The organism is Dactylosporangium sp. NBC_01737, assembly GCF_035963215.1.
Classification (GTDB): domain Bacteria; phylum Actinomycetota; class Actinomycetes; order Mycobacteriales; family Micromonosporaceae; genus Dactylosporangium.
On sequence record NZ_CP109153.1, the window covers coordinates 12636342 to 12659692 of the forward strand.

Consider the following 23351-nt stretch of genomic DNA (forward strand, 5'->3'; position numbering starts at 1 on the left):
TCCGGCACCGGGTCAGGGTCTCACCCGGGCAGGTCTCACTCGGACAGCAGTGCGGAGACCTGCGGGGAGAAGGTGGCGTGCAGCACCAGGGCGGCGCCGCCGACAACGGCGGCGTCGACGCCCAGCGGGGACAGCGCGACGTCGACGATGCGGATGTGCCGGGCCAGGGGCCGGGTCGCCAGCGCCCGCACCACCGCCTGGCGGAAGCGGGCCTCGACGTGGCGGATGCCGTGGCCGCCGAGGATGACCAGGTCGACGTCGACGATGTTGACGACATTGACGACGACCGTGGCGAGATGCTCGGCGGCGGCGTCGATGACCGTGCAGGCGAGGGGGTCGCCGGCCGCGGCGGCGAGACAGATCGCCGGGTGGTCCACGGCGAGGGGGTCCGCGCGGTACACCTCGGCGAGCGACGAAGCGGGCGGGTCGGCGGCGGCGAGCAGGCGGTGCGCGGCGGCGACGATCGCGGGCGGGTTGACGAGGCTCTCCAGGCAGCCGCGGTTGCCGCAGTAGCAGCCGGGTCCGTCGGCGACGACCGAGGTGTGGCCGAACTCGGCGGCGTTCATCGAGCCGCCGCGGTGCACCTGGTGGCCGAGGACGAGGCCGCCGCCGACGCCGGTGCCGAGGAAGAAGTAGGCGAAGTTGGCGACGCCGCGGCCGGCGCCGGCCCAGCGCTCCCCGACTGCGGCGGCGGTCGCGTCGTTGTCGAGGGTCACCTCCAGGCCGGTGGCGGTGGCGAGCATCTCCTTGATCGGCACCCGGCTCCAGTTGGCCAGCTGCGGCGGGGAGATGACCATGCCGACGTGCTGGTCGATGGGGCCGGGTGCGGCGAGGCCGAGGCCGAGGACCTGGCTGCGCTGGACGCCGGCCTCGGCCAAGACCTCGTCGACGAGCCCGGCCATGGCGGCGGTGACGCTCACCGGGTCGACGGGGCGTGGGGTGGGGCGGCGGGCGGTGACGAGCGGGCGGCCGAGGAGGTCGACGACCACGGCGGCGAGCTCGACCGGGTCGAAGTGCAGGCCGACGGCGCGGCCGGCGTCGGCGTTGATCCGCAGCACGGTGCGGGGCTTGCCGCCGTTGGACGTGCGGGCGCCGTCCTCGTGGACGATGCCCTCGTCGATCAGTCGGCGGACGATGCCGGACACGGTCTGCGGGGTGAGCCCGGTGTGCTGTGCGATCTCCACGCGGCTGACACCGTCGGCGAGCTGAATCTGATCCAGCACCACAGCCCGGTTATATTGTCCTACTTTAGGGAGATTGGTCCCTACCTGTCGCACGCGTCCCCGCCTTCGTTCAGTTGCTGATCACATGCTGATCACATCCTCTCTCAGCACGTTGACTTTGTAAAACAATTTGATTTAGGCTCGGACACACGCAGCTAACCGCCCGGACACGAGGCAGTGGCTCTCGCCCCGCTCGCGACGCCGCGTCATTACCGGATTGTTACCAACCAGTCCAGCTGGTGGCTTTGCAAAGTCTGCGATCTGAAATAAGTTGGTCGCCACAACAAATGTGCCAACTGGCGTTCCCCCGGAGGCAACATGACGAGCAGCGCTCCGGTCTTGCTGGAGATGCGTTCGATCACCAAGGAGTTCCCCGGCGTCAAGGCTTTGGCCGACGTCAACCTGGTGGTCCGTTCCGGCGAGATCCACGCCATCTGCGGCGAGAACGGTGCCGGCAAGTCCACGCTGATGAAGGTCCTCAGCGGTGTCTACCCGTATGGCTCCTACAGCGGTGACATCATCTACCAGGGCGCCGAGACCCGCTTCCCGGACATCCGCAGCAGCGAGCACGCCGGCATCGTGATCATCCACCAGGAGCTCGCGCTCGTGCCGGGCATGTCCATCACCGAGAACCTGTTCATGGGCAACGAGCCCAAGAAGTTCGGCGCCATCGACTGGCAGGCTGCCAACAAGAAGGCCAACGAGCTGCTGGCCCTGGTCGGCCTCAAGGAAGACCCCGACACCCTCATCAAGGACATCGGCGTCGGCAAGCAGCAGCTGGTGGAGATCGCCAAGGCGTTCGCCAAGGACGTGCGGCTGCTCATCCTCGACGAGCCGACCGCCGCGCTCAACGAGACCGACTCCCGGCACCTGCTGGACCTGCTGCGCGGCTTCAAGGAGCGCGGCATCACCTCGATCATGATCTCGCACAAGCTCAACGAGATCGAGGACATCGCCGACACCATCACGATCCTGCGCGACGGCAAGACCATCGAGAGCCTCGACGTCAAGGGCGACGGGGTCGACGAGGACCGCATCGTGCGCGGCATGGTGGGTCGCGACCTGAGCAGCCGGTTCCCCGACCACACGCCCAACATCGGCGACGTGTTCTTCGAGGTCCGCGACTGGACGGTCCGCCACCCCATCTCCGCCGACCGCCTGGTGTGCAAGAACTCGAGCTTCAACGTGCGCCGCGGCGAGATCGTCGGCTTCGCCGGCCTGATGGGTGCCGGGCGCACCGAGCTCGCGATGAGCATCTTCGGCCGGTCCTACGGGACCTGGCTGTCGGGGCACATCTTCAAGGACGGCCAGGAGATCGAGCTCAAGACGGTCGCCGACGCCATCAAGCACGGCCTGGCCTATGTCAGCGAGGACCGCAAGGCGATCGGGCTCAACCTCCTCGACGACATCAAGACGTCGATGGTGGCGGCCAAGCTGTCGAAGATCTCCCGGCGCGGCGTGCTCGACCAGGTCAAGGAGCACACCTACGCCGAGGAATACCGCAAGAGCCTGCGGGTCAAGACGCCGACGGTCGACGAGGGCGTCACCAAGCTCTCCGGTGGCAACCAGCAGAAGGTCGTGCTGGCCAAGTGGATGTTCACCGACCCGGACCTGCTGATCCTCGACGAGCCGACCCGCGGCATCGACGTGGGTGCCAAGTATGAGATCTACGGCATCATCCAGAAGCTCGCCGACCAGGGCAAGGGCGTCATCGTCATCTCGTCCGAGCTGCCCGAGCTGATCGGCCTCTGTGACCGCATCTACACAGTGTTCGAAGGCACCATCACCGGCAACATCGACCGCCGCGACGCCAACCCGGAACTCCTCATGAAGCAGATGACCTCCACGAAGACGATGCCGACCACGAAGAAGATGCCGACGCCATGAGCCGATTCAAAGACCTGCAGAAGAACCTCTTCGGGGGCTCGACCTCCAACGCCCGGCAGTTCGGGATGATCTTCGCGCTCCTGGCGACCATCCTGTTCTTCCAGATCAAGACCGACGGGCTGACCCTCACGTCCGGCAACCTCATCAACGTCGTCAGCCAGTATTCGTACATCCTGATCCTGGCCATCGGCATGCTGATGGTGATCGTGGCCGGTCACATCGACCTGTCGGTCGGATCGGTCGCGGCGTTCGTCGGCATCGTGGTCGCCAAGGCCATGCAGGAGTGGGACCTGCCCTGGTGGCTGGCCATCCTGTTCGGGCTCGGCGTCGGCGCGCTCGTCGGGGCGTGGCAGGGCTTCTGGGTCGCCTACATCGGGGTGCCCGCCTTCATCGTCACCCTGGCCGGCATGCTGCTGTTCCGCGGCGCCAACCAGTACATCGGCAACGCCGACTCGGTGCCGGTGCCGGAGGCCTTCAAGAAGATCGGTGCCGGCTACCTCAACGAGGTCGGCCCGGACACCGGGTACAACAACCTGACGTTGCTCCTCGGCCTGGCGGCCTGTCTCGCCGTGGCCTACCGGGAGTACCGGGCCCGCCAGGTCCGCGTCCAGATGGGCGCCGAGCCGGCGCCGGTGTGGGTCTCGCTGATCCGCCTGGCCGTGATGCTGGGTCTGATCATCTTCGCCACGTTGCGGTTCGCGGGTGGCCGGGTCGGCACGAGCTTCCCGATCTCCGGCATCATCCTGGCCGTTCTGGTCCTCGCGTACGGCTTCTACACCCGCAACACGGCCGGCGGCCGGTACATCTACGCGGTCGGCGGCAACGCCCGCGCCGCGGAGCTGTCCGGCGTGAAGCTCAAGCGGGTCAACTTCTTCGTCATGATGAACATGTCGGTGCTCGCGGCACTGGCCGGCATGATCTTCGTGGCCCGTTCCGGGGCCTCGGGCCCGCAGGACGGTCTCAGCTGGGAGCTGGACGCCATCGCGGCCGTCTTCATCGGCGGCGCGGCGGTCTCCGGCGGCCTCGGCACCATCAGCGGCTCCATCGTCGGCGGTCTGGTCATGGCCCTGCTCAGCAACGGCCTTCAGCTGATCGGCACCGGCACCGACAAGGTCCAGATCATCAAGGGCCTGTTCCTGCTCGCCGCCGTCGCGTTGGACGTCTACAACAAGAGCCAGGGTCGCTTCTCGATCATCGGATCGTTGAGTAAACCCTTCCGCCGGGAGTCAACCGGAGGTCCGTCCGCACCATCCGGAACCGGACAAGAGGCCGCCAAGACCCCGGTGGCCGGCTGACGCCCTGTCCCGCCCCAACACCCGCACCACCATCCGAAGAAAGGCACTCCCCAACATGCGCAAGTTCCTCACCAGGAGCCTCGCCGTCAGCGCGGTAGCTCTGCTCGCACTCACCTCCGCCGCCTGTGGCGACTCGGAGCGCGAGGGCAGCAGCAGCCCAAGCGGTGCCGCCAAGGGCTTCGCGGCCGACTCCCTGATCGGTGTCGCGCTGCCGTCGAAGACGTCGGAGAACTGGGTGCTCGCCGGTGACCTGTTCACCAACGGCCTCAAGGACGCCGGCTTCAAGTCCGACGTGCAGTACGCCGGCGCGTCGACCACGGTCGCCGACCAGCAGGCGCAGATCTCCGCCATGGTCACCAAGGGCGCGAAGGTCATCGTCATCGGCGCCACCGACGCCGCGCAGCTCTCGACCCAGGTCAAGGCGGCCAAGGACGCCGGCGCCAAGGTCATCGCCTACGACCGGCTGATCACCAACACGCCGGACCTGGACTACTACGTCGCGTTCGACAACTTCAAGGTCGGCCAGCTGCAGGGCCAGGCCCTGCTGGACGGCATGAAGGCCAAGAAGGCGACCGGCCCGTGGACCATCGAGCTGTTCTCCGGCTCGCCGGACGACAACAACGCCGGCGTGTTCTTCAACGGCGCGATGGACGTGCTCAACCCGCTGATCGCCAAGGGTGACGTCATCGTCGGCTCCGGCCAGAAGGACGTCAAGGCCACGGCGATTCAGGGCTGGAAGGCCGAGGGTGCGCAGCAGCGCATGGACTCCCTGCTGACCTCGACCTACACCGCCGGCAAGACCCTCGACGGCGTGCTCTCGCCGAACGACACCCTGGCCCGCGCGATCATCACCTCGGTCAAGGCCGCAGGCAAGCCGGTCCCGGTCGTCACCGGTCAGGACTCCGAGGTTGAGTCGGTCAAGTCGATCATGGCCGGCGAGCAGTACTCCACGATCAACAAGGACACCCGCAAGCTGGTTGCCGAGACCATCAACATGGTCAAGGCGCTGCAGGGTGGCAACGAGCCGACCATCAACGACACCAAGTCCTACAACAACGGTGTCAAGGTCATCCCGTCGTTCCTGCTCGCTCCGGTCATCGTGACGAAGGCCAACGCCGCCGAGGCGTACGCCAACGACCCGAAGCTGTCCCCGCTCACCAAGTAACACCAGGCACCTGACGTCGTGGGTCCCCGGAACGCCGTTCCGGGGACCCACGACTGTTTCGCCCCGGGTTTCCGCCGAAGGGACTGCCCGTGTCCACGAGCCCCCAGCGAAGCACCCCCACCCAGGATTCGGTCCGCCGCCAGAACCTGGGGGCGCTCCTTCGATACGTCCACGTCAGCGGCGCCACCTCCCGCGCCGAGCTGACCAACCAGCTCGGCCTCAACCGCAGCACCATCGGCGCGCTCACCGCGGACCTCGCCGGCGCCGGGCTCATCGACGAGGGCACCCCGCAGGAGACCGGCCGCGCCGGCCGCCCCTCGCTGGTCGTGCGCCCCCGCTCGTCGCGGGTCTACGGCTACGCCCTGAGCATCGAGGTCGACCGGCTACGCGCCGCGCGGGTCGGGCTGGGCGGCAAGGTCCTGGACAGCCGCGAGCTGCCCCGCCCGCACGGCACCGCGGTCCGCGACACCGTCGCCACCCTGGCCGGTTTCATCCGCGACATGCAGCGCGCCGCGGCCGCCGACGCGGTCTTCGTCGGCAGCGGCATCGCCGTGTCCCGCATGATGCGCCACGCCGACGGCATCGTGCGCATGCTACGCACCGGCGACGCCATCGACGGCGGCACCGGTGACCTCGGGGACATCGGGGAGGCGCTGGGGCTGGACCGGCCGCCGATGGTCGGCAACGTCGCGGACCTCGCCGCCCTCGCCGAACACACCCGGGGCGCCGCCACCGGCCTCGACAACGTCATCTACCTGCACGGCGACGCGAGCATCAGCGCCGGCATCATCGCCGGCGGCCGCCGCGTCACCGGCCACGGCGGCCACGGCGGCGAGGTCGGCCACATGGTCGTCAACCCGCAGGGCCGCGAGTGCGGCTGCGGCTCCCGGGGCTGCTGGGAGACGGAGATCGCCCGCCACGTCTCGCTGGACCGCGGCGCCGTCCTGGCCTGCGTCGAGGCGGCCCGGCTCGGCGACCCGGCGGCCCGCGCCGCGGTCCGGCAGGCCGCGGAGTGGCTCGGCTTCGGCGTCGCCAACCTGGTGAACATCTTCAACCCGACCGCCGTCGTGTTCGGCGGTGCCCTGCGCGAGCTCTACCTCGCCGGCGCCGCCCACGTCCGGGGCCGCCTGTCCACGATGGCCCTGCCCGCCTGCCGGGAGCACGTCCGGCTGCGCACCCCGCTGCTCGGCGACGACGCCCCGCTGGTCGGCGCGGCGGAGCTCGCCTTCGAACGCCTCCTCGCCGACCCTCTGGAGACGGCCGAATCCTGACCGGCACAATGATCAACCGTGACCCGGCCCTTGTGCTCCCGCTGCGACGCCGGCCTCATCGTGTCGGACACGTCGCCGGCGTGGTGCCCGGCCTGCGAATGGGGTCTCGACGCCTTCGACCGGCACCGGGCCCCGCGGCTGTGGGGCCTGCGCGCCGGTGACCGGGCCGACCACTGGCTGGCGGTGCGGCTCAACCGCCGGCAGTACACCTCGCTCGCCGGCCACCGCGTCGCGCGGCGCGGCAACCCCCTCGCCCGCGTCGCGATGCTGCTGCTCGCCGCGCCGCTGCTGCTGGTCGCACCGTTCTTCCTCGTCGCCGGGGTCTTCCTCACCGGCTTCGGCAACCTCATCACCATGCTGTTCGGGCCCGTGCTCATCATCGGCACCCTCGTGCTGGTCTGGCCGCGCCGCCGCGAACGGCACTGGCAGCCGTGGACCGTCGACGCCGGCACCGCGCCGGCCCTGTTCGGCCTGCTGGCACGGGTGGCCGAGGCCGCCGGCACGCCGATGCCGCACGAGGTGCACCTCGACCACGACGTCAACGCGTCCACCGGCGTGCACGGGCTGCGCCGGCGCCGGGTCCTGTCCCTCGGGCTGCCGCTGTGGGCCGCGCTCGACCCGCAGGAACGCGTCGGGCTGCTCGCGCACGAGTTCGGCCACTTCGTCAACCATGACGCCCGGCGAGGGGTGGTCGTCACGGGCGGCATCCGGGTCCTGCGCAACATCCTCGACGTGCTGACCGGCTCCGTCCGGCAGGGCAACCTGTGGGTGCTGCCGGTGACGGTCGTCGTCGCGCCGGTGCTGTGGCTGCTGTCGGTGGCGCTGCTGGTCCTCGCCGGCCGGGACAGCCAGCGCGCCGAGTACCTCGCCGACCAGATCGCCGCCCGGGTCGCCGGCACGGCGGCCATGGCGGGCCTCTTCGACGGGCTGCTGGTCGCCGTCGACCTCCGCGCGGCGGTCACGGCGGCCCACCGCAACCTCGCCGACCCGCGCGGCTGGCGGGCGGCCGCCGTCCACCTGCGCGGCGCCGCGACCCTGGACACCGCGCGGCTGCTCAGCCTCAGGAACGACGCGTCCCTGCTCGGCTCGCACCCGCCGACCGGGCTGCGCCGGCGGATGGTTTTGTCGTGGCCGGTCCAGGAGCCGCAGGTGGCGCCGGGCGAGCAGGAATGGGCGGCGATCGACGCCGAGCTGAGCCCGTGGTTCGCGAAACTGGCGAACCGGCTCAGTGGATGAGCATCGCGAGGTGCTGGCAGGTCGGCCGGGCCTCCAGGTGCAGGCGGGCGACGTTGAGCCCGTCGCTGCCGAGCACGGCCAGCAGCGTGTTGCCGTTGACGGCGTACACGGTGAAGTAGCCACCCTCGTTGCGCATCGTGGCGTCGCGGAACGGTGACTGCCCGAGCACCAGGCTCACCTGCCGTCCCAGCCCGAAGGTCGTCGCGGCGAGGGCGGCCAGGTCGTGCGGTTCGACCTCCGGGCCCAGGTCGTAGGTGACCAGCAGCCCGTCGACACCGGCCATCACGCTGCCGCGCACGCCGGGCACCCGCAGCCGCAGGTCGGCCATCGCGGCGCGGACCGGGGTGAGGACCGCGTCGTACGGCTCGGGCCGGTCCCCGAACGGGGCTGGTGGGAGCTGCCCCACCGCGCCACCGTGGTCGAGGCTCTCCCGGCGCGGCAGGCCACCAGGGTCGCCGGAGTCGCCCCCGAAGAAGCCGGATGTCACAGTTCGAGGCCCACTTCGATCTGGCGCAGCTGGTGACGGGCCAGCGCGAGGTTGGCGCGGGCCTTGGCCAGCGCGACGTACAGGAACAGGCCGTGACCGCCGCGCGAGTGCAGCGGGCGGATCAGGTGGTACTGGCTGTCGAGCGTGATGAGGACGTCCTCGATCGGCTCATTGATGCCCAGCATCTCGATGGTGCGCAGCTTCGCCCGCACGACATCGGTGTTGCCGGCCGCGGCCACGGTGATGTCGAAGTCGGGACTGCCGCCGAGGGTGCCCAGCGTCATGCCGCTGGTGTAGTCGACGAGGGCGACCGCGAACGCCCCTTCGATGTTCATTGCGCTCTTCAGCGCGACGTCCAGGTTGTTGCTCAAGCGTGCCTCCACGAGCTGGTGCGGTTCCCACGGCCACCCTCGCACAAGACGATCTTTTCTCGCATCGTCCGGCGCCGCATTTAGCCGGTCGGCTCATGGCCAGGTGGCTCGTCGACCGATGCGCCCGTGACCGCACGCGAGCCCCTCTTCACGCAGCGTCCCGCTCGCCGGCTTCATAAACAGTTTTGACGACGCGAATCGCCGGCGTCTGTTCACCGGGGTGACCACCGGTGGCCGCCCGCTCCTACCTTCTGCTGCAGCCCTCCGGGGTCGGTGTCAACGGGACCCGGCCACGGAGCTGGCATCCCCTCGGAGGAGGTCTCACCGTGTTGCACCGAATTACGGCGGCCGGCACCGCGCTCGTGGCGGGGCTGGTCGGCGCCCTCGCGGCGGCCGGACCGGCGCAGGCCGTGCCCGCGGTCGGCGCGATCCTGTACGCGGACAGTCCCGGCGCGGTGCCGGGTCGCTACATCGTCACCCTGAACGACGGCTCCACCTCGATCGCCACCCAGGCGCAACGACTGACCGGCCGCTTCGGCGGGCAGACGCGGCACGTGTACGACCCGGTGCAGCGCGGCTTCTCGGCGAGCATGTCGGCGCTGCAGGCGCAGCGGCTGGCCGCGGACCCGGCGGTCGCCTCGGTGGAGGCGGTCCAGCGCATCACGATCACCGACACCCAGAACAACCCGCCGAACTGGGGCGACGACCGCATCGACCAGCGGAGCCTGCCACTGAACCAGGCGTTCACGTACCCGGCGAACCCGGGTCAGGGCGCCACGGTGTACGTGCTGGACACCGGCCTCAACGCGAGCCACACCGACTTCACCGGCCGGGTGCGGCAGGGCACCGACATCGTCGACGGGGACAGCAACCCCGCCGACTGCCACGGTCACGGCACGCACGTCGCGGGCACGGCGGTCGGCACCACGTACGGCATCGCCAAGAAGGCGGGCCTCGTCTCGGTCCGGGTCCTGGACTGCCAGGGCACCGGCACCAACGACGACCTGATCGCCGGCATCAACTGGGTGCGCGCCAACGCCCAGAAGCCGGCGGTGGCGAACTACTCGATCGGCTGCGGCGGCCGGTGCAGCAGCCAGGCCATGGACAGCGCGGTGTCGAGCCTGATCAGCTCGGGCGTGCAGTTCGTGCAGGCGGCCGGCAACAACGGCGACGACGCCTGCTACTACAGTCCGCAGGGTGTCGCCGCGGCGATCACCGTCGGCAACAGCAACAGCTCCGATGCCCGCAACAGCACCAGCAACTACGGCTCCTGCCTGGACCTGTTCGCACCCGGGACGAGCATCGTGTCGGCGTCGTACTCCAGCAACACCGGCAGCGCGACGATGACCGGCACCTCGATGGCCTCGCCGCACGTGGCGGGCGCCGCGGCGCTGTACCTGGGCGCGAACCCGAACGCCACACCGGCGCAGGTCCGGGACGCCCTCGTCGGCAACGGCACCACCGGCAAGATCACCAGCGTCGGCAGCGGGTCGCCCAACGTCCTGCTGTACGTCGGCTCCACCTCCGGCAGTGACCCCACCGTCACCAGCCCGGGCAACAGGAGCTCTGCCGTCGGCCAGTCGGCCGACCTGCAGATCCAGGGCAGCGGCGGCACCACGCCGTACACCTGGAGCGCGTCCGGCCTCCCGGCCGGGCTGTCCATCGGCGCGTCGACCGGTCGGATCACCGGCAGCGCGACGACCGCGGGCACCTCGAACGTCACGGTGACGCTGAAGGACGCGGCGAACAAGACCGCGTCCACGACGTTCACCTGGACGGTCACCACCGGTGGCGGCGGCTGCACACCCTCGCAGCCCGTCGGCAACGGTGGTTTTGAGAGCGGCACCTCGCCGTGGACCGCGACCGCGAACGTGATCGGCACGTGGTCGCAGTACCCGGCGCGCAGTGGTACCCGCAACGCCTGGCTCAACGGTGGCGGGCAGGTGCAGACCGACACGGTCTCGCAGCCGGTGGCGATCCCGTCCGGCTGCACGAGCGTGCAACTGCGCTTCTGGATCCGCATCACCACCGCGGAGACCGAGAACGTGGCCTACGACAAGCTGACCGTCACCCTCGGCGGCACCACCGTGGCCACGTACACGAACCTGAACAAGACCACCGGGTACGTGGAGAAGGTCGTCGACGCCGGCGCGTTCGCGGGGCAGACGGTCACGCTGAAGTTCAACGGCGTCGAGGACTGGTCGCTGCAGACCAGCTTCGTCCTCGACGACGTGTCGATCGCCGCTTCATAGGGGTTACTCCCACTCCCAGCGCATGCCGACAATCCCGGGGGGAACGTCGGAGGCGATGACGTGGGCACCGTGTGTGGAGCCGATCCAGGTCTCCCAGACGCCCTGGTCCGGCGCGTTGAGTCCCCGGCGTTCAAAACGCCGGCAACGCGCCGGCACCGCGTCGTGGTCGAACTGGACCAGCAGCACGTACTCGGTGACCGGGGTGGAGAACCCGCGGTAGTAGTTGTCCGTTGTGGACAGTGAGTCGCTGCGGTACTGGTACTCCAGCACCACCGTCTCCCCCTGCGCCAGCATCCGGTCGAAGATGATCTCGGCGGCGACGAGCCCGCCGGCGTCGGAGCGGACCCGGCCGATGCGGCAGTTGCGGATCGCGCTGATGCTCACGTGCGCGGCCGGGTCATCGGTGAGGAAGACCGCCACGGTCCGCGAGACCCGGTCGATGTTCGCCCGCAGCACCTGCCGGCAGGTGAGGCTGATCTCCTGCCGCTGGGCGCCGACGAGATACAGGTCGTGCAGGCTGAGCCTGGTCAGCTCGTGATACATCCACCGGTCGAGCTCGGCGACCATCCTGGCCACGCTGGTGCCGTCGCTGAACAGCCGGTCGATCTCGATGGTCCCTGGCGGCTGGCTCAGCCACCGCCCGCGCGGGCGGCGCGGCCCGAGCTGGACCATCAGCGACTCCTCGGGCAGCGCGAGGATCTGCTCGAGCAGGCGGACCGCCTTGAGCGACTCGGGTCGTTCGGGTCTGCTGCGACCCCGCCGCCAGTAGCTCAGCGTGGTGATGCTGACGCTGATGCCCTTGCTGGCCAGCTGCTCCCGGATCTCGTCGAGGCGGATGCCCCGGTCCTCGATGGCCAGGTGGAGCGCGGCCGAGAACGGGCCCGTGCGCAGCGCGTGCGCGAGGTCGCGACCCAGGCCCTTCTCCATGCCCGGTGAGTATCTACCGTCACCTTTCAGTGAGCAAACGCCCAGCGAGCACTACTGACGACCCCTCAGCACCTTTTCCAATGCCGCGGCGACGGTGCGCGCCTCCGCCGGCGTCATCTTGCTGGTGAAATGGGCCTCGATGCCGGCGAGATAGGTGGGTGCGGCGGCACGCAGCCTGGCCCGCCCGGCGGCGGTGATCCTCGCGAACGCGGACCGCCCGTCGACGGGGTTGGCGACCCGCTCGACCAGCCCGGCCTTGGTGAGCTCGTCGACGACGCGGCTGGTCCGGCTGCGGCTGACCACCGCCTTCGCGCCCAGCTCCCCCATCGTGAGCCGGCGCTCCGGGGCGGAGTTGAGCTCCAGCAGCACATCATACCAGGTCAGCGGCAGGCCATGGGCGGCCTGCAGCTCCTGGTCCAGCACAGGGACCAGCGCGGCGTGCACCCGCAGCAGGCCCGCCCAGGCGGCCGTGTTGTCCATCGTCACACCGTACCAACTCTTGTGCGCGCGCACGCATCTGGCTAACTTAGTGCGTGCGCACACACTTTCTTTCGGAGGTCTGACATGGTCAAGCTGCTGCACATCTCGGCGTCCCCGCGCGGCGCCGGTTCGGAGTCACTCGCGCTCGCGTCGCGTTTTCTGCAGGTGTACCGCGAGCAGCACCCCACCCACACCGTCGCCGAGTGGGACCTGTGGGACGGCACGCTCCCCGCGTTCGGCCCGGCCGCCGCCGGCGCGAAGATGGACGTCTTCGCCGGCGTCGAACCCACCGGCGAGCGCGCCGCGGCCTGGGCCGCCGCACGCGCCGCGTTCGACCGCTTCGCCGCCGCGGACAAGCTGCTCTTCTCGGTGCCGATGTGGAACGCCGGCATCCCGTACATCCTCAAGCAGTTCATCGACGTGGTGAGCCAGCCCGGCCTGGTCTTCGGCTTCGACCCGTCCGCCGGTTACAGCGGCCTGCTCACCGGGCGCAAGGCCGCGGTGATCTACACCAGCGCCGTCTACGGCGAGGGCCGCGGCCCCGCGTTCGGCGCCGACTTCCAGCGCCCGTACTTCGACGACTGGCTGCGCTGGGCCGGCATCACCGACCTCACCACGGTCACGTTCCGCCCCAACCTCGCCACCGCCGACGCCGACGCGGGCCGCGCCCTGGCCACCGCCGACGCCGTCGAGGCCGCCAAGCGCTTCTGACCACCCGCCGCGAGGTGTGAAGGCCGCGCCCGCGCGGCCTTCACACCCCTTTCTCAGGCGGCCATCGCCGGCAGCGCCGGGATCGTCCCGGCCAGGAACCCGTCCGGGTTCGCCGTGAAGTGCGGCGCCGCCCGAACCTCCCACCACGACCGCAGCGCAGTCACCGTCTCCTGCACGCCCGTCCGCTTGTGCACGAACGTCACGGCCCGCTCCCCCGACGCCTTCACCACCACCCGCCCGCGCTTGCACCCGGCCGGATAGTCGTTCCAGTTGATGCCGCGCTCCGCGAACAGCATCTCCTGCGCCTGCCCCGAGTGCACGCCGTCCAGCTGCCGGTGCGGGAAGACCGCCCGCGCCGCCATCGAGATGCTGTTGCGCACCGCGTCGCGCTGCCGCCAGATGAAGTACCCGGCAACCTCGGCAGGGTCCGCGATCGTGAACACCCGCGCGTCGAACATCGCCGGCTTCCCGGGCCGCCGCGTTCAGCGTCGCCGTCGCCGCCGACGCCGCCACCGAGCACCACTTCTGCACCTCACCGCCGAACCACGGCTGCGTCCCGGCCGTCGCGAAGTCGACGGCAGGAAGCACGGCCCCGAACGGACCCCGCCGTCCGTATGCGGCGAGGTCCAGCGGCACCCGGTCGCCGGGGGCGCCGGCCGGCGACTGGCCGGCCATGGGTTCAGTCCTCGCGGAAGCCGGAGGCGAAGGTCCAGGACGGGAACGTGGCGCGCAGCAGGGGAAGGCGCTCGTCCCAGGCGGCCGGCGCGACGTGTACCGGGTGGATGAAGGTGAACTGGCCGTCGCGGCGCTGGAAGCCCCAGCTGAAGCCGATCGCGGCGTGGACCCGGCGGCTCATCACGGCGTCGGGGCTGAAGCACAGGAAGGTGTACGCCAGCCAGTCGAGGTCCTCGGCGCCGGCGCGGAAGGGGGCGTCGAAGAAGATCGGCCTGATGCCGAAGAACGCGTACGGGGTGTCGATCCCGCGGAACAGGGCGAGCGGGTCGAGGGCGAACCCCGGGCCGCCGTCGGTGCTGCGGACGAACTGGATCCAGCCGCACGCGGCGGCGTAGCCCTGTGCGGGGTGCTGGACGCGGGCCGTACACACCGGAAAGCCGGACGCGGCGGCGGCTGGGACCGACGCGTCGAGCAGGCCGCAGCCGAGCTCGACCGGGTGGTTGTTGCGGACCAGGCCGGCCTCGACCGTGCCGGCGGCCGACCGCAGCCGGAACGGAATGCTGGAGGTGCTCATCGATGCATGGTGTCAGCTCCCGCGCGGGTCGACGTGCAGGAGGCAGAACTCGTTGCCCTCGGGGTCGGCCAGGACGGTGAAGGGTTCGGCACCGGACTGGCCGACGTCGACGGGGCGGGCGCCGAGGCCGACGAGCCGGACCACCGCCGCCTCGACGTCGCCCTCCGCGATGAGGTCCAGGTGGATGCGGTTCTTGGCCGGCTTCGGAGTCTCGGCGCGCTGCAGGAAGACCGACGGCGCGCCGGGGGCTCCGAAGAGGTGGACACCGCCCTCCTCCTCGGGGCCCGCGGCGTAGCCGAGGGCCGCGGACCAGAACCGGGTCATGACGACCAGGTCGGTGACGTCGATGGCGCACTGTGCGATGTGTGCGGACATACACCGTCTGCTACCCGGCCGGAGCCGGGCCCAACCGGAGCAATCAGGGGCTGAAGCGCAGGCGGACGATGACGTTGTTGAGCACCGTCGGCGTGCCGCCGTTCATGTCGTTGTTCGTCGAGGTGAGCCAGAGCCCGCCGTCCGGGGTCTTGACCACGGTCCGCAGCCGGCCCCAGGAGCCGTTGAAGAACGCCCGGGGCGTGTCGGTGGTGCTGCCGGTGATCTTCATGACCCACAGCCGGGTGCCGCGCACGGCGGCCATGTAGATCCAGTCGTTGACGATCTCGATGCCGCTCGGTGAGGCGGACGAGGTGCTCCACTGGCGCACCGGGTTGACGAAGCTCGGGTTGCTGCAGGTGCCCTCGCAGGTCGGCCAGCCATAGTTGGCGCCGGGGGTGATCAGGTTGAGTTCGTCCCAGGTGTTGTCGCCGAACTCCGAGGACCACAGCCGCCCCTGGGAGTCCCAGGCCAGGCCCTGGGGGTTGCGGTGGCCGAGGCTGTAGACGCGGGTGCCGAACGGGTTGCCGGGCGCGGGCGCGCCGGTGGTGGTGACCCGCAGGATCTTGCCGTTGAGGGAGTTGAGGTTCTGCGCGCGGCTGCTGTCCTGGCCGTCGCCGGTGGTGACGTAGATGTAGCCGTCCGGGCCGAACTTGACCCGCCCGCCGTTGTGGAACCGGTTCTTGGCGATGCCGGTGACGAGGGCCTCGCGCGGGCCGATGGTGCCGTTCTCGAACTTGAAGCGGACCAGGCGGTTGTCCGACGCCGCGGTGTGGAAGGCGTACACCCAGTGGTCGGTGGCGAAGGTGGGGCCGACGGCGAGGCCGAGCAGCCCGCCCTCGCCGGTGGTGGTGACGGCCTCGGAGATGGTGCCGACGACCGTCTTCTGCCCCGCGAGGGTTACCCGGACGATCTCGAACCGGTCCCGCTCGGCGACCAGAGCGCTGCCGTCGGGCAGGAAGGCGATGCCCCACGGCAGGTCGAGCGCGGTGTTGACGTTCCGGTCGAAGATCGGGTCGCCGCCGCCGGCCTGGGTCGACGTGGTCACGGCGAGGGCCGGGCCGGCCGGTGAGGTGTTGCCGTTCGCGTCGTAGGCCAGGACGGTGTACTGGTACGTGGTCGCGGCGGTGAGGCCGGTGTCCGACGCGGTCAGGTCCGGCACGTCGGCGATCTGGGTGCCGTTGCGCGACACCCGGTAGCCGCGGACGCCGACGTTGTCGGTGGCCGCGTTCCAGGCCAGCGTCACCGTGTTCGCGGTGATCGCGGTGGTGCGAAGGCCGCCAGGCGTGGTGGGCGGCTGGGTGTCGGTGCCGGGCGGGGTGGTGACGGCCAGGTTGTTGCTGCCCTGCGACGGGTTGCCGGCCGCGTCGTAGGCCAGCACGCTGAGCACGTAGGACGTGTTGGGCTGCAGTGTCACCGTGGCGGCGACGATGTTGCCGCCGACCTCCGCGATCACGTTGCCGCCGTTGTAGATGACGTAGCGGGCCACGCCGACGTTGTCGGTGGAGGCGTTCCAGGCCAGGTCGGCGCCGTTGGGCCGGACCGCGCCGACCACCCGCAGGTTGCCCGGGGCGGTGGGCGGCTGGCTGTCCGACGGCGCGGTGACCCGCAGCCGGTCCAGGTTGGGCCCGCCGTTGACGGTGGTGGCGGCCGCGCGGACCGTGTTCGTGCCGGCGACCAGGTTGGCGCTGACCGTCTTCTCGGCCCAGGTCGGCCATGCGCCGGTGCCGGGGAAGGACAGCCCGGGCGCGGCCGGCGTGCCGTTGACCGTGACGTCCATCGGCCGGTCGACGGTGGTGCCGTTGGCGTACCGCAACGTCAGCGGGTAGTTGCCGGCGGCGGTCACCGACACGGTGAACTGGACGTAGGACCCGGTCACGTTGTCGTAGTTGACGAATCCGGTGCCGGTGTAGCCGGCGTGGTTCGACTCGACCACGCCCTGCGAGATCGTCGCGCTCTCGGCCTGGTAGTCGGTGAACGCGGGCGGCGGCCCGGTGGTCAGGTTCCACTGCTGGCTGGCCACGGCGGCGTTGCAGGTCCAGATGTGCAGCTTGGCCGCGTCGGCGGTGCTGCCGCCGACCACGTCGAGGCACTTGCCGGTGACCGGGTTGACCAGGGTGCGGTTCGCGCTGCTGTACGTCCACTGCTGGTTGGCGTTGGCGGCGGCGCAGTCCCAGATCTGGACCTTGGTGCCGTTGGCGTTGACGCCGCCCGCGACGTCCAGGCATTTGTTGCCCAGCGCGCGGATCGTGCCGTCGGTGCCGACGGTCCAGGTCTGCGCCGCGCTGGCGTTGCACGTGTAGATCTGCAGCTGGGTGCCGTTGACGGTGCTCGCCGACGGGACGTCGATGCACTTGCCGGACGCGCCGCCGGTGATCGGCCCGACGGTGTCGGCGGAGGCCGGCGTGGGTGCCGTGACCGCGAGTGCGGCGACGCAGGCCGCGGTGGTGAGGACGGCGAGGATACGCCTGGTCGATGGGCGGTGCATCGGGTCTCCGTTCCTGGCGCGCCGGCTCCGCGGGGCAGCGGGTCATAGTTGTTAGTTAGGTTTACTTATAGACGTTGCACAATATGTACCCCCGGCAGCCCGGTCAAGAGGGCGGCCCGGATTGGCACACGGCAGGTGCACGGCCTGCCTTGTCGAGTTCGTGTGGCGCCTCAGACGGGAGTCGAACCCGCTACACGCTGTTTTAGAGACAGCCGCCCGACCGTTGGGCTCCTGAGGCCTGGATGGGGTGGCCCCGCCCCGTAGCCGGGGCCACCCCAGTGTGATCGATCAGGGCAAGTGGGTCTCGTCGATCCGGTCACGCAGCTGGTCGTCGGCGACGCGGGCGCGGGCCGTGCGGAACTCGTCCGCGGTCAGCGACCGGCCGAGTTCGTCCAGCGTGCGCAGCACGAGCCGCTGGGACACGACGCGCCGGTTGAGGGTGTCGAGCGCCGCGGCCTGCCGCAGCACCTTGGCCTGCAGCCAGCGGATCGCCTTCGGCAGGTCCGAGGGGTCCGCGATGAGGTCGGTGGTCATGGTTTCACCTCCCCTCGTGCACCACGAAGGGCAATGGGGAGGTGCGAGAGAAGCCTGTACGCGGCCGGTTCGAGGGCTGCGGCGGTCAGCGCGCCGCCGAGGTCCGGTTCGTGGAACCTGACGTGGCGGTGGCCGGCGGCGGATGCCTTGGCGCACAACCGGTCCAGGGCGTCCTCGTCGCGCGCGGCGACCAGGACGAGGGTGTTGGATTCGGCGTGCCAGTCGCGGAAGGCATCAGGGTGCGCGACGGCGAAGTCGAGTGCGGCATGGGTCGCCTGCGTGGCCTGGGTCCCGGGCGGCAGATCGGCGCGGGTGACCAGATAGAGACGCGGGATGCGAACCTAGAAGTGCGGCATGCCATCGATGCTAGCGATGCCAGCCCGTCAGCGCCAGCACCGAAGCTGCGAGTTCGCTGACGGTTCTGCCGTCGGTGGGGATCCGGTGTACCGACGGCGGCGCGAGCATCTCGAGTGACCGTGCCGCGGCGTCGCTGCGCTCCACGTGGCGCTGCAGGGCGGTGCCGATCTCGCGGCGGGCCAGCCGCTCCCGGGCCGTGGTGTCGGAGGAGGTGAGCAGGACCGCGGTGACGCGGGGGTCGTCGCCCATCGCGGCGGTGAGCTCGGCGACGTACCGGACGCTGACGGTGTTCGTGTAGATCATGCGCCGGTAGCCGAGGGCGCGGTAGTTGGCCCACATCGCGGCGAGGTTGCGCTCCGCGAGATGGTGCTCCCACGGCGGCGGGTGGGCCAGGTCGAGGTTGTCGCCCTCGATGACGCAGTGCCGCACCCCGGCGTCGGACAGCTGGACGTGCAGCTCGACGGCGACGCTGCTCTTGCCGACCCCGGACCTGCCGCCGAGGAACAGCACCTCGCTGCGGTCGCTCACCGCCGGTGCGGGCAACGGCCGGTGCTGATGACGACCCGGGTGGGGCCGTCGAGGATGACGTAGACGTCGCCCTCGACGATGTTGAGACGGCCGCCGGGCATCGGGTCACCCGAGCAGTAACTGGGCACGGGCAGCCGCTGGGCGGCGGCGACCGGCACGGGCGCGGTGGCCGGTGCGGCCGCGAGGAGCGCGAAGACCGCGACGGTGGCGCCCCTGGTGAGGCCGTGGCGGCGGGCCACCGGTGGCCGCGCGGGCACCGGCGTGTCGAGGTCGATCACGACGTCGGTCATCACCACCGATGGTAGCCCCGGCGCGTGGGAACGCCGGGGCCACCGAAGGGGCATCAGGTCGCGGTGCAGGTGACCGTCGCCGGGTTGGTGTTGGTGCCGGTGACCGAGCCGTTGAAGCCGGCCGCCGTCGACGCGGTGGGCGCCAGGGCGCCGTTCCAGTCGGCATTGCGGACGGTGACGGCGGCGCCGGTCTGGGTCCAGACGCCGGCCCAGCCGTTGGTGACGCGCTGGTTGCCGGGGAACGTGAACGTGACCGTCCAGCCGGTGATGGCCTGGCCGCCGGAGTTGCGCACGGTCACCTCGCCGTTGAAGCCTTCGCCCCACTGGTCCGTGACGCGGTAGGTTGCCTCGCAGGACTTGCCCGTGCTGGTGCCGGTCGTGGTGACCGTGACGGGGTCGGACGCCGTGGACAGGTTGCCGGCCGCGTCCCGGGCGCGGATCGCGAACTGGTACGCCGTGGACGCCGTCAGCCCGGTGACCGTGGCGGTGGTGCCGGTGGCGGTGGCCACGACGACCGGTCCGGCGGTGCCGCCGAGGCGCAGGACGTCGTAGCCGGTGACGCCGACGGCGTCGGTGGACGCGGCCCAGGTGAGGGTCGCGCCGCTGCTGGTGACCGCCGACGCGACCGGCGTACCGGGCTTTGTCGGCGCGGTGACGTCACCGGTGGACGCTGCCGTGGTGACGGTACCGGCCGCCGAGGCTGCCGACGCGTTGCCCGACGTGTCCACGGCGACGACCGTGAAGCTGTACGCGGTCGACGGCGTCAACCCGGTGATCGCCAGCGACGTGCCGGTCGTGGTCCCGACCAGACCCGTGGGCGAGGAGACCCGGTACTGCGCGACGCCCACGTTGTCGGTGGACGCGGCCCAGCCGGCGGTGACCGACGTCGACGTGACGTTCGTGAATGCCGGGGTGCCGGGCGTGGACGGCGGGGTGGTGTCCACCGGGCCGGTGCCGGGGGCGTCGCCCCAGACCTTGGTGGCGCCGTCGTACAGCGTGATGTGGCTGTTGGGTGACTGGACGGCGCCGCCGGTCGGGAACGACCAGTCGTTGGTGGTGTCCCAGGTGCCCGCCGAGGTGATGCGGAACTGGACCTCACGCCGCCACGCGGACTGCCCGGCGGGGGCGATCTTCTGCCCCACGCAGCTGACGGTGACGTAGTACGTGCTGCCGCTGACCAGGGTCGGCCCGGACGGCGCGGAGCACTGGTTGTAGGCGCTGGTCAGCGAGATCTGCGACGGCGTGGTGCTGCCGTCGAGGGTGAAGTAGTAGCGGAACGAGCCCTGGTCGAGGGTCCGCGCCGGCCACGCCGACTTGTTGTAGACCATCGCCTTGACCTCGGTGAAGCCGGTGCCGGTGGTGTTGAGCGACGACTCGACGTACATCTCGGGGCCGTCCGGGGTCTCCGCGACCGGGAAGCCGGTGAGTGCGGTGCCGCCGTACTCGCGGTACATGCGGGCCAGGGCGGACGTGAGCCCGGAGTTGTAGTCGGTGGCGACCTCGTTCATCACGTAGTCGGAGCGGCTGTCGGTGTAGGCGTCGTTCGGCGACGAAGGTCCGCCGACGAGCGCGCCGTACAGGGTGTGCCGGGAGATCGCGGGGTTGGTGATCTGGTCGGTCCAGGACCCGTGCGCGGTGCGGTGGTGCGGGTTCTTCGGCGGGTTCGCGCCGAAGCCGATCATGTAGCTGGCGTTGCGCGGGTTGTCGCCGAGGATGTAGTTGATCTGGCGGACACCGAAGTCGTGGTACCGCGCCTTGCGGGTGGCGTCGGTGAGCCAGTCGCTGTACAGCAGCGCCACGAAGGAGGTGTTGGCGGCGTACCGCAGCGATCCCCAGCTGTCCAGCACCGCCTGACCGCCGGGCGACGTGGGCACCTTCTGCCCGTTGACGCCGATGGTCCAGTAGTCGAGCCAGCGGTTGGCGTCGTCGACGTAGCGCTGCTTGCCGGTGAGGCGCGCGAGGAGCACGTAGGCGCCGTAGGACTTGTCGTCCCAGGCGATCGTCCACTTGTAGGACTTCGTCGTGGTCTGGTTCTCGTTGCTGAGGTTGTCGTAGCCGGCCTCGGCCTTGGCGAGGTAGGTGGCGTCGTTGGTGGCGCGGTAGAGCCAGATGGCGCCCCAGACGAGCTCGTCGTTGAAGCCGCTCCACGAGTTGTAGTAGCTGGCCGCGTCGGTGATGCACTCGCTGTACTTGCGGCGTACCGCGTCGGCGAAGGCGTACAGCTGCTTGGCGTGGGTGACGAGCTTGTCGGCGTAGGTGGCGTCGGTGGGCCGGATCACGATCGACGAGGCGGCCATGGCGGCGGCGGTCTCACCGGCGAGATCGGATCCGCCGCAGGTGGCGTCGATCTTGTATGAGGGGCGCGTCATCGGCATCACCTCGGCGGGACCCCACCAGGCGTGGTCGGGGTTGCCGGAGCCGATCTGTCCATAGAGGACGTTCGCGGACGGGTGCGCCTTGATGAAGTAGTCGTTGACGTAGCGCAGGTTGTTGACCAGGTTCGTCAGCTGGCCGGACTGGGTGTAGGCGTCGCGGTACTCCACGGCGCCCCACGCGAGCATGGTGGTCGAGAACGCCATCGGGAAACCGAACTTGACGTGGTCGCCGGCGTCGAACCATCCGCCGGTCAGGTCGAGGCCGACGTCGGCGCCGTCGGTGGTGGCGGCGTTGCCGCGCCAGCCGACCCGGCTCCACGAGGGCTTCGGCCCCGCCTGCTGCGCCTCGTAGAACCAGATGGACTTCTGCAGTGCCTCGGCGTAGTTGTACGCGGGGGCGGCCGCGGCCGGGGTCGAGGCGGCCACGGCGATGACCGTCGTGGCGGCGGCGACCCCGAGCGCCGCGACTGCGCCGAGAATCCTCCTGCGCATGATGGTGCTCCTCTCCGGGTGCGGTGCGCGGATTGAACCCCGCCACCGCCCGGAGCGGGGGTTTCACCGTCGTGCGGCGCTGTCCGCCCAGGTCGCGCCGTGAAACTTTCGCAGCACCAGCAGGTGCGCCACGACCAGGGGCACGACGCCGACCGGGTACCAGGCGAGGTCGACGGGGTCGAACTTCACACCGAACACGTACCGGGCCAGGAGGCTGCGGCCGGACAGCTCGGCGGGGACGCCGGTGAGCTGGAAGACCTCCATCGCCCAGCAGAAGGCGATCGCGACCGCGCCGGCGACGAGCGGGGTCGTCCGGGGCCGGATGAAGAACACCCCGGCGTAGATCATCGACGCGTACAGCGCGGTGCCGGAGTACTGCCGCAGCGCCCCGTCGTCGACGGCCCGGATCGCGAAGGCGACGGCCAGGGCGAGCCCGGCGCCCAGGAGGGCCCAGAGGCGGCTACGCACGGGCGGGAATCTTGACGGCGCGGCCGGTGCGCAGGTCGACCGCGGCGCCGCCCTGCTTCGGATCCCCGGCGGTGAGCAGCACGACCTGTCCCACCGGGACGCGGACCGCGACGATCGCCGACGTGATGGGCTTGCCGTCCTGCGAGTCGACGAGCGGCGCCGATCCGTGGCGGGTGGGGACCGCGCACGGCGCCGGCGATCTCCCACTCGGGTCGGCCGCCGGGCAGACGATCCGCCAGGCGTCGGCGAGCCGGGTGGAGACGATCACGGTGGTCACCGGACGGATCTTGGGGTCGCCCGCGGGTAGCCGGGTGACGAGCGCGAGGACGTACTCGTGGGTGTCGTCGTTGGCGATGAGCCCGTCGCCGTCCTTGTTCCAGGCGGTGTCCTTCTCGGTCGCCGCGTCGAGCTGCCTGGTGGTGACGACCGCGTCGACCCGCAGCGTGTCCAGGTCGCCGCCGGTCACGGGCGTCACGGGTACCCCGGCGAGCTTCTCCAGCGTCGCGCGGTCGGCGCCGACGCAGCACTCGTCATAGTCGGCCGGGGTGTCCTGGACCGCCTCGTCGAACGTGTCCGCGAAGGGGCCGATGCACCCCAGCAGCATCAGCGCCGCCAGCGCCAGCAGCCATCCGGTTGATCGGGTCACGGCGCCGAGTATGCCTGCCCCTCGCCACCACCTTCAGTTACCTGACTATAGTCAGACATGTGAACGATGACCTGGTGGCAACCGTCCGCCGCTTCAACCGCACCGTGACGCAGCGCGTCGGCGCGCTCGACGACGAGTATCTGTCCCGCGGCCGCCCGCTCGGCCAGGCCCGCCTGCTGTGGGAGATCGGCCCCGCCGGCGCCGAGGTCGCCGCGCTGCGCGCCCGGCTCGGCCTGGACGCGGGCTA

23 protein-coding genes are annotated in these 23351 nt (G+C 70.6%); 7 read left to right on the forward strand and 16 right to left on the reverse strand.

The features are described 5' to 3' along the window. Positions 1-35: 35 nt before the first annotated feature. Positions 36-1226 (reverse strand): ROK family transcriptional regulator, encoded by a 1191-nt coding sequence (locus OHA72_RS58230; protein ID WP_327004685.1) that lies wholly within the window; start codon positions 1224-1226, stop codon positions 36-38. Between the two features lie 315 nt (positions 1227-1541). Here OHA72_RS58230 and mmsA point away from each other — a divergent pair, with 315 nt between their 5' ends. Genes mmsA through OHA72_RS58255 form a run of 5 tightly spaced genes read left to right on the forward strand, consistent with a single transcriptional unit; the run spans position 1542 to position 8077 of the window. After that, positions 1542-3110, forward strand: a complete 1569-nt coding sequence (gene mmsA, locus OHA72_RS58235; protein WP_327004686.1) for a multiple monosaccharide ABC transporter ATP-binding protein — start codon at positions 1542-1544, stop codon at positions 3108-3110. Beyond that, a complete protein-coding gene (gene mmsB, locus OHA72_RS58240) occupies positions 3107-4405 on the forward strand; it encodes a multiple monosaccharide ABC transporter permease (protein ID WP_327004687.1) in 1299 nt (432 codons plus the stop codon). The genes mmsA and mmsB overlap by 4 nt, the downstream gene beginning before the upstream one ends. Before the next feature lie 55 nt (positions 4406-4460). Continuing rightward, positions 4461-5570: a substrate-binding domain-containing protein gene (locus OHA72_RS58245; protein ID WP_327004688.1), complete on the forward strand. Its 1110-nt coding sequence runs from the start codon at positions 4461-4463 to the stop codon at positions 5568-5570. A gap of 53 nt (positions 5571-5623) precedes the next feature. Next, the gene (locus tag OHA72_RS58250) at positions 5624-6841 is read left to right on the forward strand and encodes an ROK family protein (protein ID WP_442788791.1); all 1218 of its coding nucleotides are present in this window, start codon (positions 5624-5626) and stop codon (positions 6839-6841) included. 18 nt (positions 6842-6859) lie between these two features. Continuing rightward, complete coding sequence (locus tag OHA72_RS58255; protein ID WP_327004690.1) at positions 6860-8077, forward strand: M48 family metallopeptidase; 1218 nt, start codon at positions 6860-6862, stop codon at positions 8075-8077. Here the strand turns inward: OHA72_RS58255 and OHA72_RS58260 are convergent. Beyond that, complete coding sequence (locus tag OHA72_RS58260; protein WP_327004691.1) at positions 8067-8564, reverse strand: roadblock/LC7 domain-containing protein; 498 nt, start codon at positions 8562-8564, stop codon at positions 8067-8069. The two genes, OHA72_RS58255 and OHA72_RS58260, sit on opposite strands and share 11 nt — an antisense overlap. After that, positions 8561-8899 carry a hypothetical protein gene (locus OHA72_RS58265; protein ID WP_327011876.1) on the reverse strand — a complete coding sequence of 113 codons (339 nt, stop codon included), beginning with the start codon at positions 8897-8899 and terminating at the stop codon, positions 8561-8563. Before OHA72_RS58265 ends, OHA72_RS58260 begins: the two co-directional genes overlap by 4 nt. Before the next feature lie 362 nt (positions 8900-9261). Between OHA72_RS58265 and OHA72_RS58270 the strand changes: the two genes are divergently transcribed. Continuing rightward, positions 9262-11187 (forward strand): S8 family serine peptidase, encoded by a 1926-nt coding sequence (locus OHA72_RS58270; protein ID WP_327004692.1) that lies wholly within the window; start codon positions 9262-9264, stop codon positions 11185-11187. A 3-nt stretch (positions 11188-11190) separates the two neighbouring features. Here the strand turns inward: OHA72_RS58270 and OHA72_RS58275 are convergent, their stop codons facing one another. Beyond that, positions 11191-12114 (reverse strand): hypothetical protein, encoded by a 924-nt coding sequence (locus tag OHA72_RS58275; protein ID WP_327004693.1) that lies wholly within the window; start codon positions 12112-12114, stop codon positions 11191-11193. Between the two features lie 51 nt (positions 12115-12165). Continuing rightward, positions 12166-12594: a MarR family winged helix-turn-helix transcriptional regulator gene (locus tag OHA72_RS58280; RefSeq protein WP_327004694.1), complete on the reverse strand. Its 429-nt coding sequence runs from the start codon at positions 12592-12594 to the stop codon at positions 12166-12168. Between the two features lie 84 nt (positions 12595-12678). Between OHA72_RS58280 and OHA72_RS58285 the strand changes: the two genes are divergently transcribed. Beyond that, positions 12679-13305 carry an FMN-dependent NADH-azoreductase gene (locus OHA72_RS58285; RefSeq protein WP_327004695.1) on the forward strand — a complete coding sequence of 209 codons (627 nt, stop codon included), beginning with the start codon at positions 12679-12681 and terminating at the stop codon, positions 13303-13305. Positions 13306-13358: 53 nt separating this feature from the next. Here the strand turns inward: OHA72_RS58285 and OHA72_RS58290 are convergent, their stop codons facing one another. From OHA72_RS58290 to OHA72_RS58335, 11 genes are all read right to left on the reverse strand, one after another. Beyond that, positions 13359-13763, reverse strand: coding sequence for a hypothetical protein (locus OHA72_RS58290; RefSeq protein ID WP_327004696.1), 405 nt, complete (start codon positions 13761-13763; stop codon positions 13359-13361). A gap of 221 nt (positions 13764-13984) precedes the next feature. After that, positions 13985-14554 carry a hypothetical protein gene (locus OHA72_RS58295; RefSeq protein ID WP_327004697.1) on the reverse strand — a complete coding sequence of 190 codons (570 nt, stop codon included), beginning with the start codon at positions 14552-14554 and terminating at the stop codon, positions 13985-13987. Positions 14555-14566: 12 nt separating this feature from the next. Beyond that, a complete protein-coding gene (locus OHA72_RS58300; protein WP_327004698.1) occupies positions 14567-14929 on the reverse strand; it encodes a VOC family protein in 363 nt (120 codons plus the stop codon). Between the two features lie 43 nt (positions 14930-14972). Then, positions 14973-17414 carry a PQQ-dependent sugar dehydrogenase gene (locus OHA72_RS58305; RefSeq protein WP_327004699.1) on the reverse strand — a complete coding sequence of 814 codons (2442 nt, stop codon included), beginning with the start codon at positions 17412-17414 and terminating at the stop codon, positions 14973-14975. A gap of 288 nt (positions 17415-17702) precedes the next feature. Next, on the reverse strand, positions 17703-17948 hold the full coding sequence (locus OHA72_RS58310) for a hypothetical protein (RefSeq protein WP_327004700.1): 246 nt from the start codon (positions 17946-17948) through the stop codon (positions 17703-17705). Beyond that, a complete protein-coding gene (locus OHA72_RS65405; protein ID WP_442788792.1) occupies positions 17945-18283 on the reverse strand; it encodes a peptidyl-tRNA hydrolase in 339 nt (112 codons plus the stop codon). The genes OHA72_RS58310 and OHA72_RS65405 overlap by 4 nt, the downstream gene beginning before the upstream one ends. 31 nt (positions 18284-18314) lie before the next feature. After that, on the reverse strand, positions 18315-18833 hold the full coding sequence (locus OHA72_RS58315) for an adenylyl-sulfate kinase (RefSeq protein WP_327004701.1): 519 nt from the start codon (positions 18831-18833) through the stop codon (positions 18315-18317). Next, positions 18830-19123 carry a hypothetical protein gene (locus tag OHA72_RS58320; protein ID WP_327004702.1) on the reverse strand — a complete coding sequence of 98 codons (294 nt, stop codon included), beginning with the start codon at positions 19121-19123 and terminating at the stop codon, positions 18830-18832. The genes OHA72_RS58315 and OHA72_RS58320 overlap by 4 nt, the downstream gene beginning before the upstream one ends. 53 nt (positions 19124-19176) lie before the next feature. After that, positions 19177-21990 carry a glycoside hydrolase family 9 protein gene (locus OHA72_RS58325; RefSeq protein ID WP_327004703.1) on the reverse strand — a complete coding sequence of 938 codons (2814 nt, stop codon included), beginning with the start codon at positions 21988-21990 and terminating at the stop codon, positions 19177-19179. A gap of 63 nt (positions 21991-22053) precedes the next feature. Continuing rightward, positions 22054-22458, reverse strand: a complete 405-nt coding sequence (locus OHA72_RS58330; protein WP_327004704.1) for a ribosomal maturation YjgA family protein — start codon at positions 22456-22458, stop codon at positions 22054-22056. Beyond that, positions 22451-23104: a hypothetical protein gene (locus tag OHA72_RS58335; RefSeq protein ID WP_327004705.1), complete on the reverse strand. Its 654-nt coding sequence runs from the start codon at positions 23102-23104 to the stop codon at positions 22451-22453. Before OHA72_RS58335 ends, OHA72_RS58330 begins: the two co-directional genes overlap by 8 nt. Positions 23105-23351: the final 247 nt, after the last annotated feature.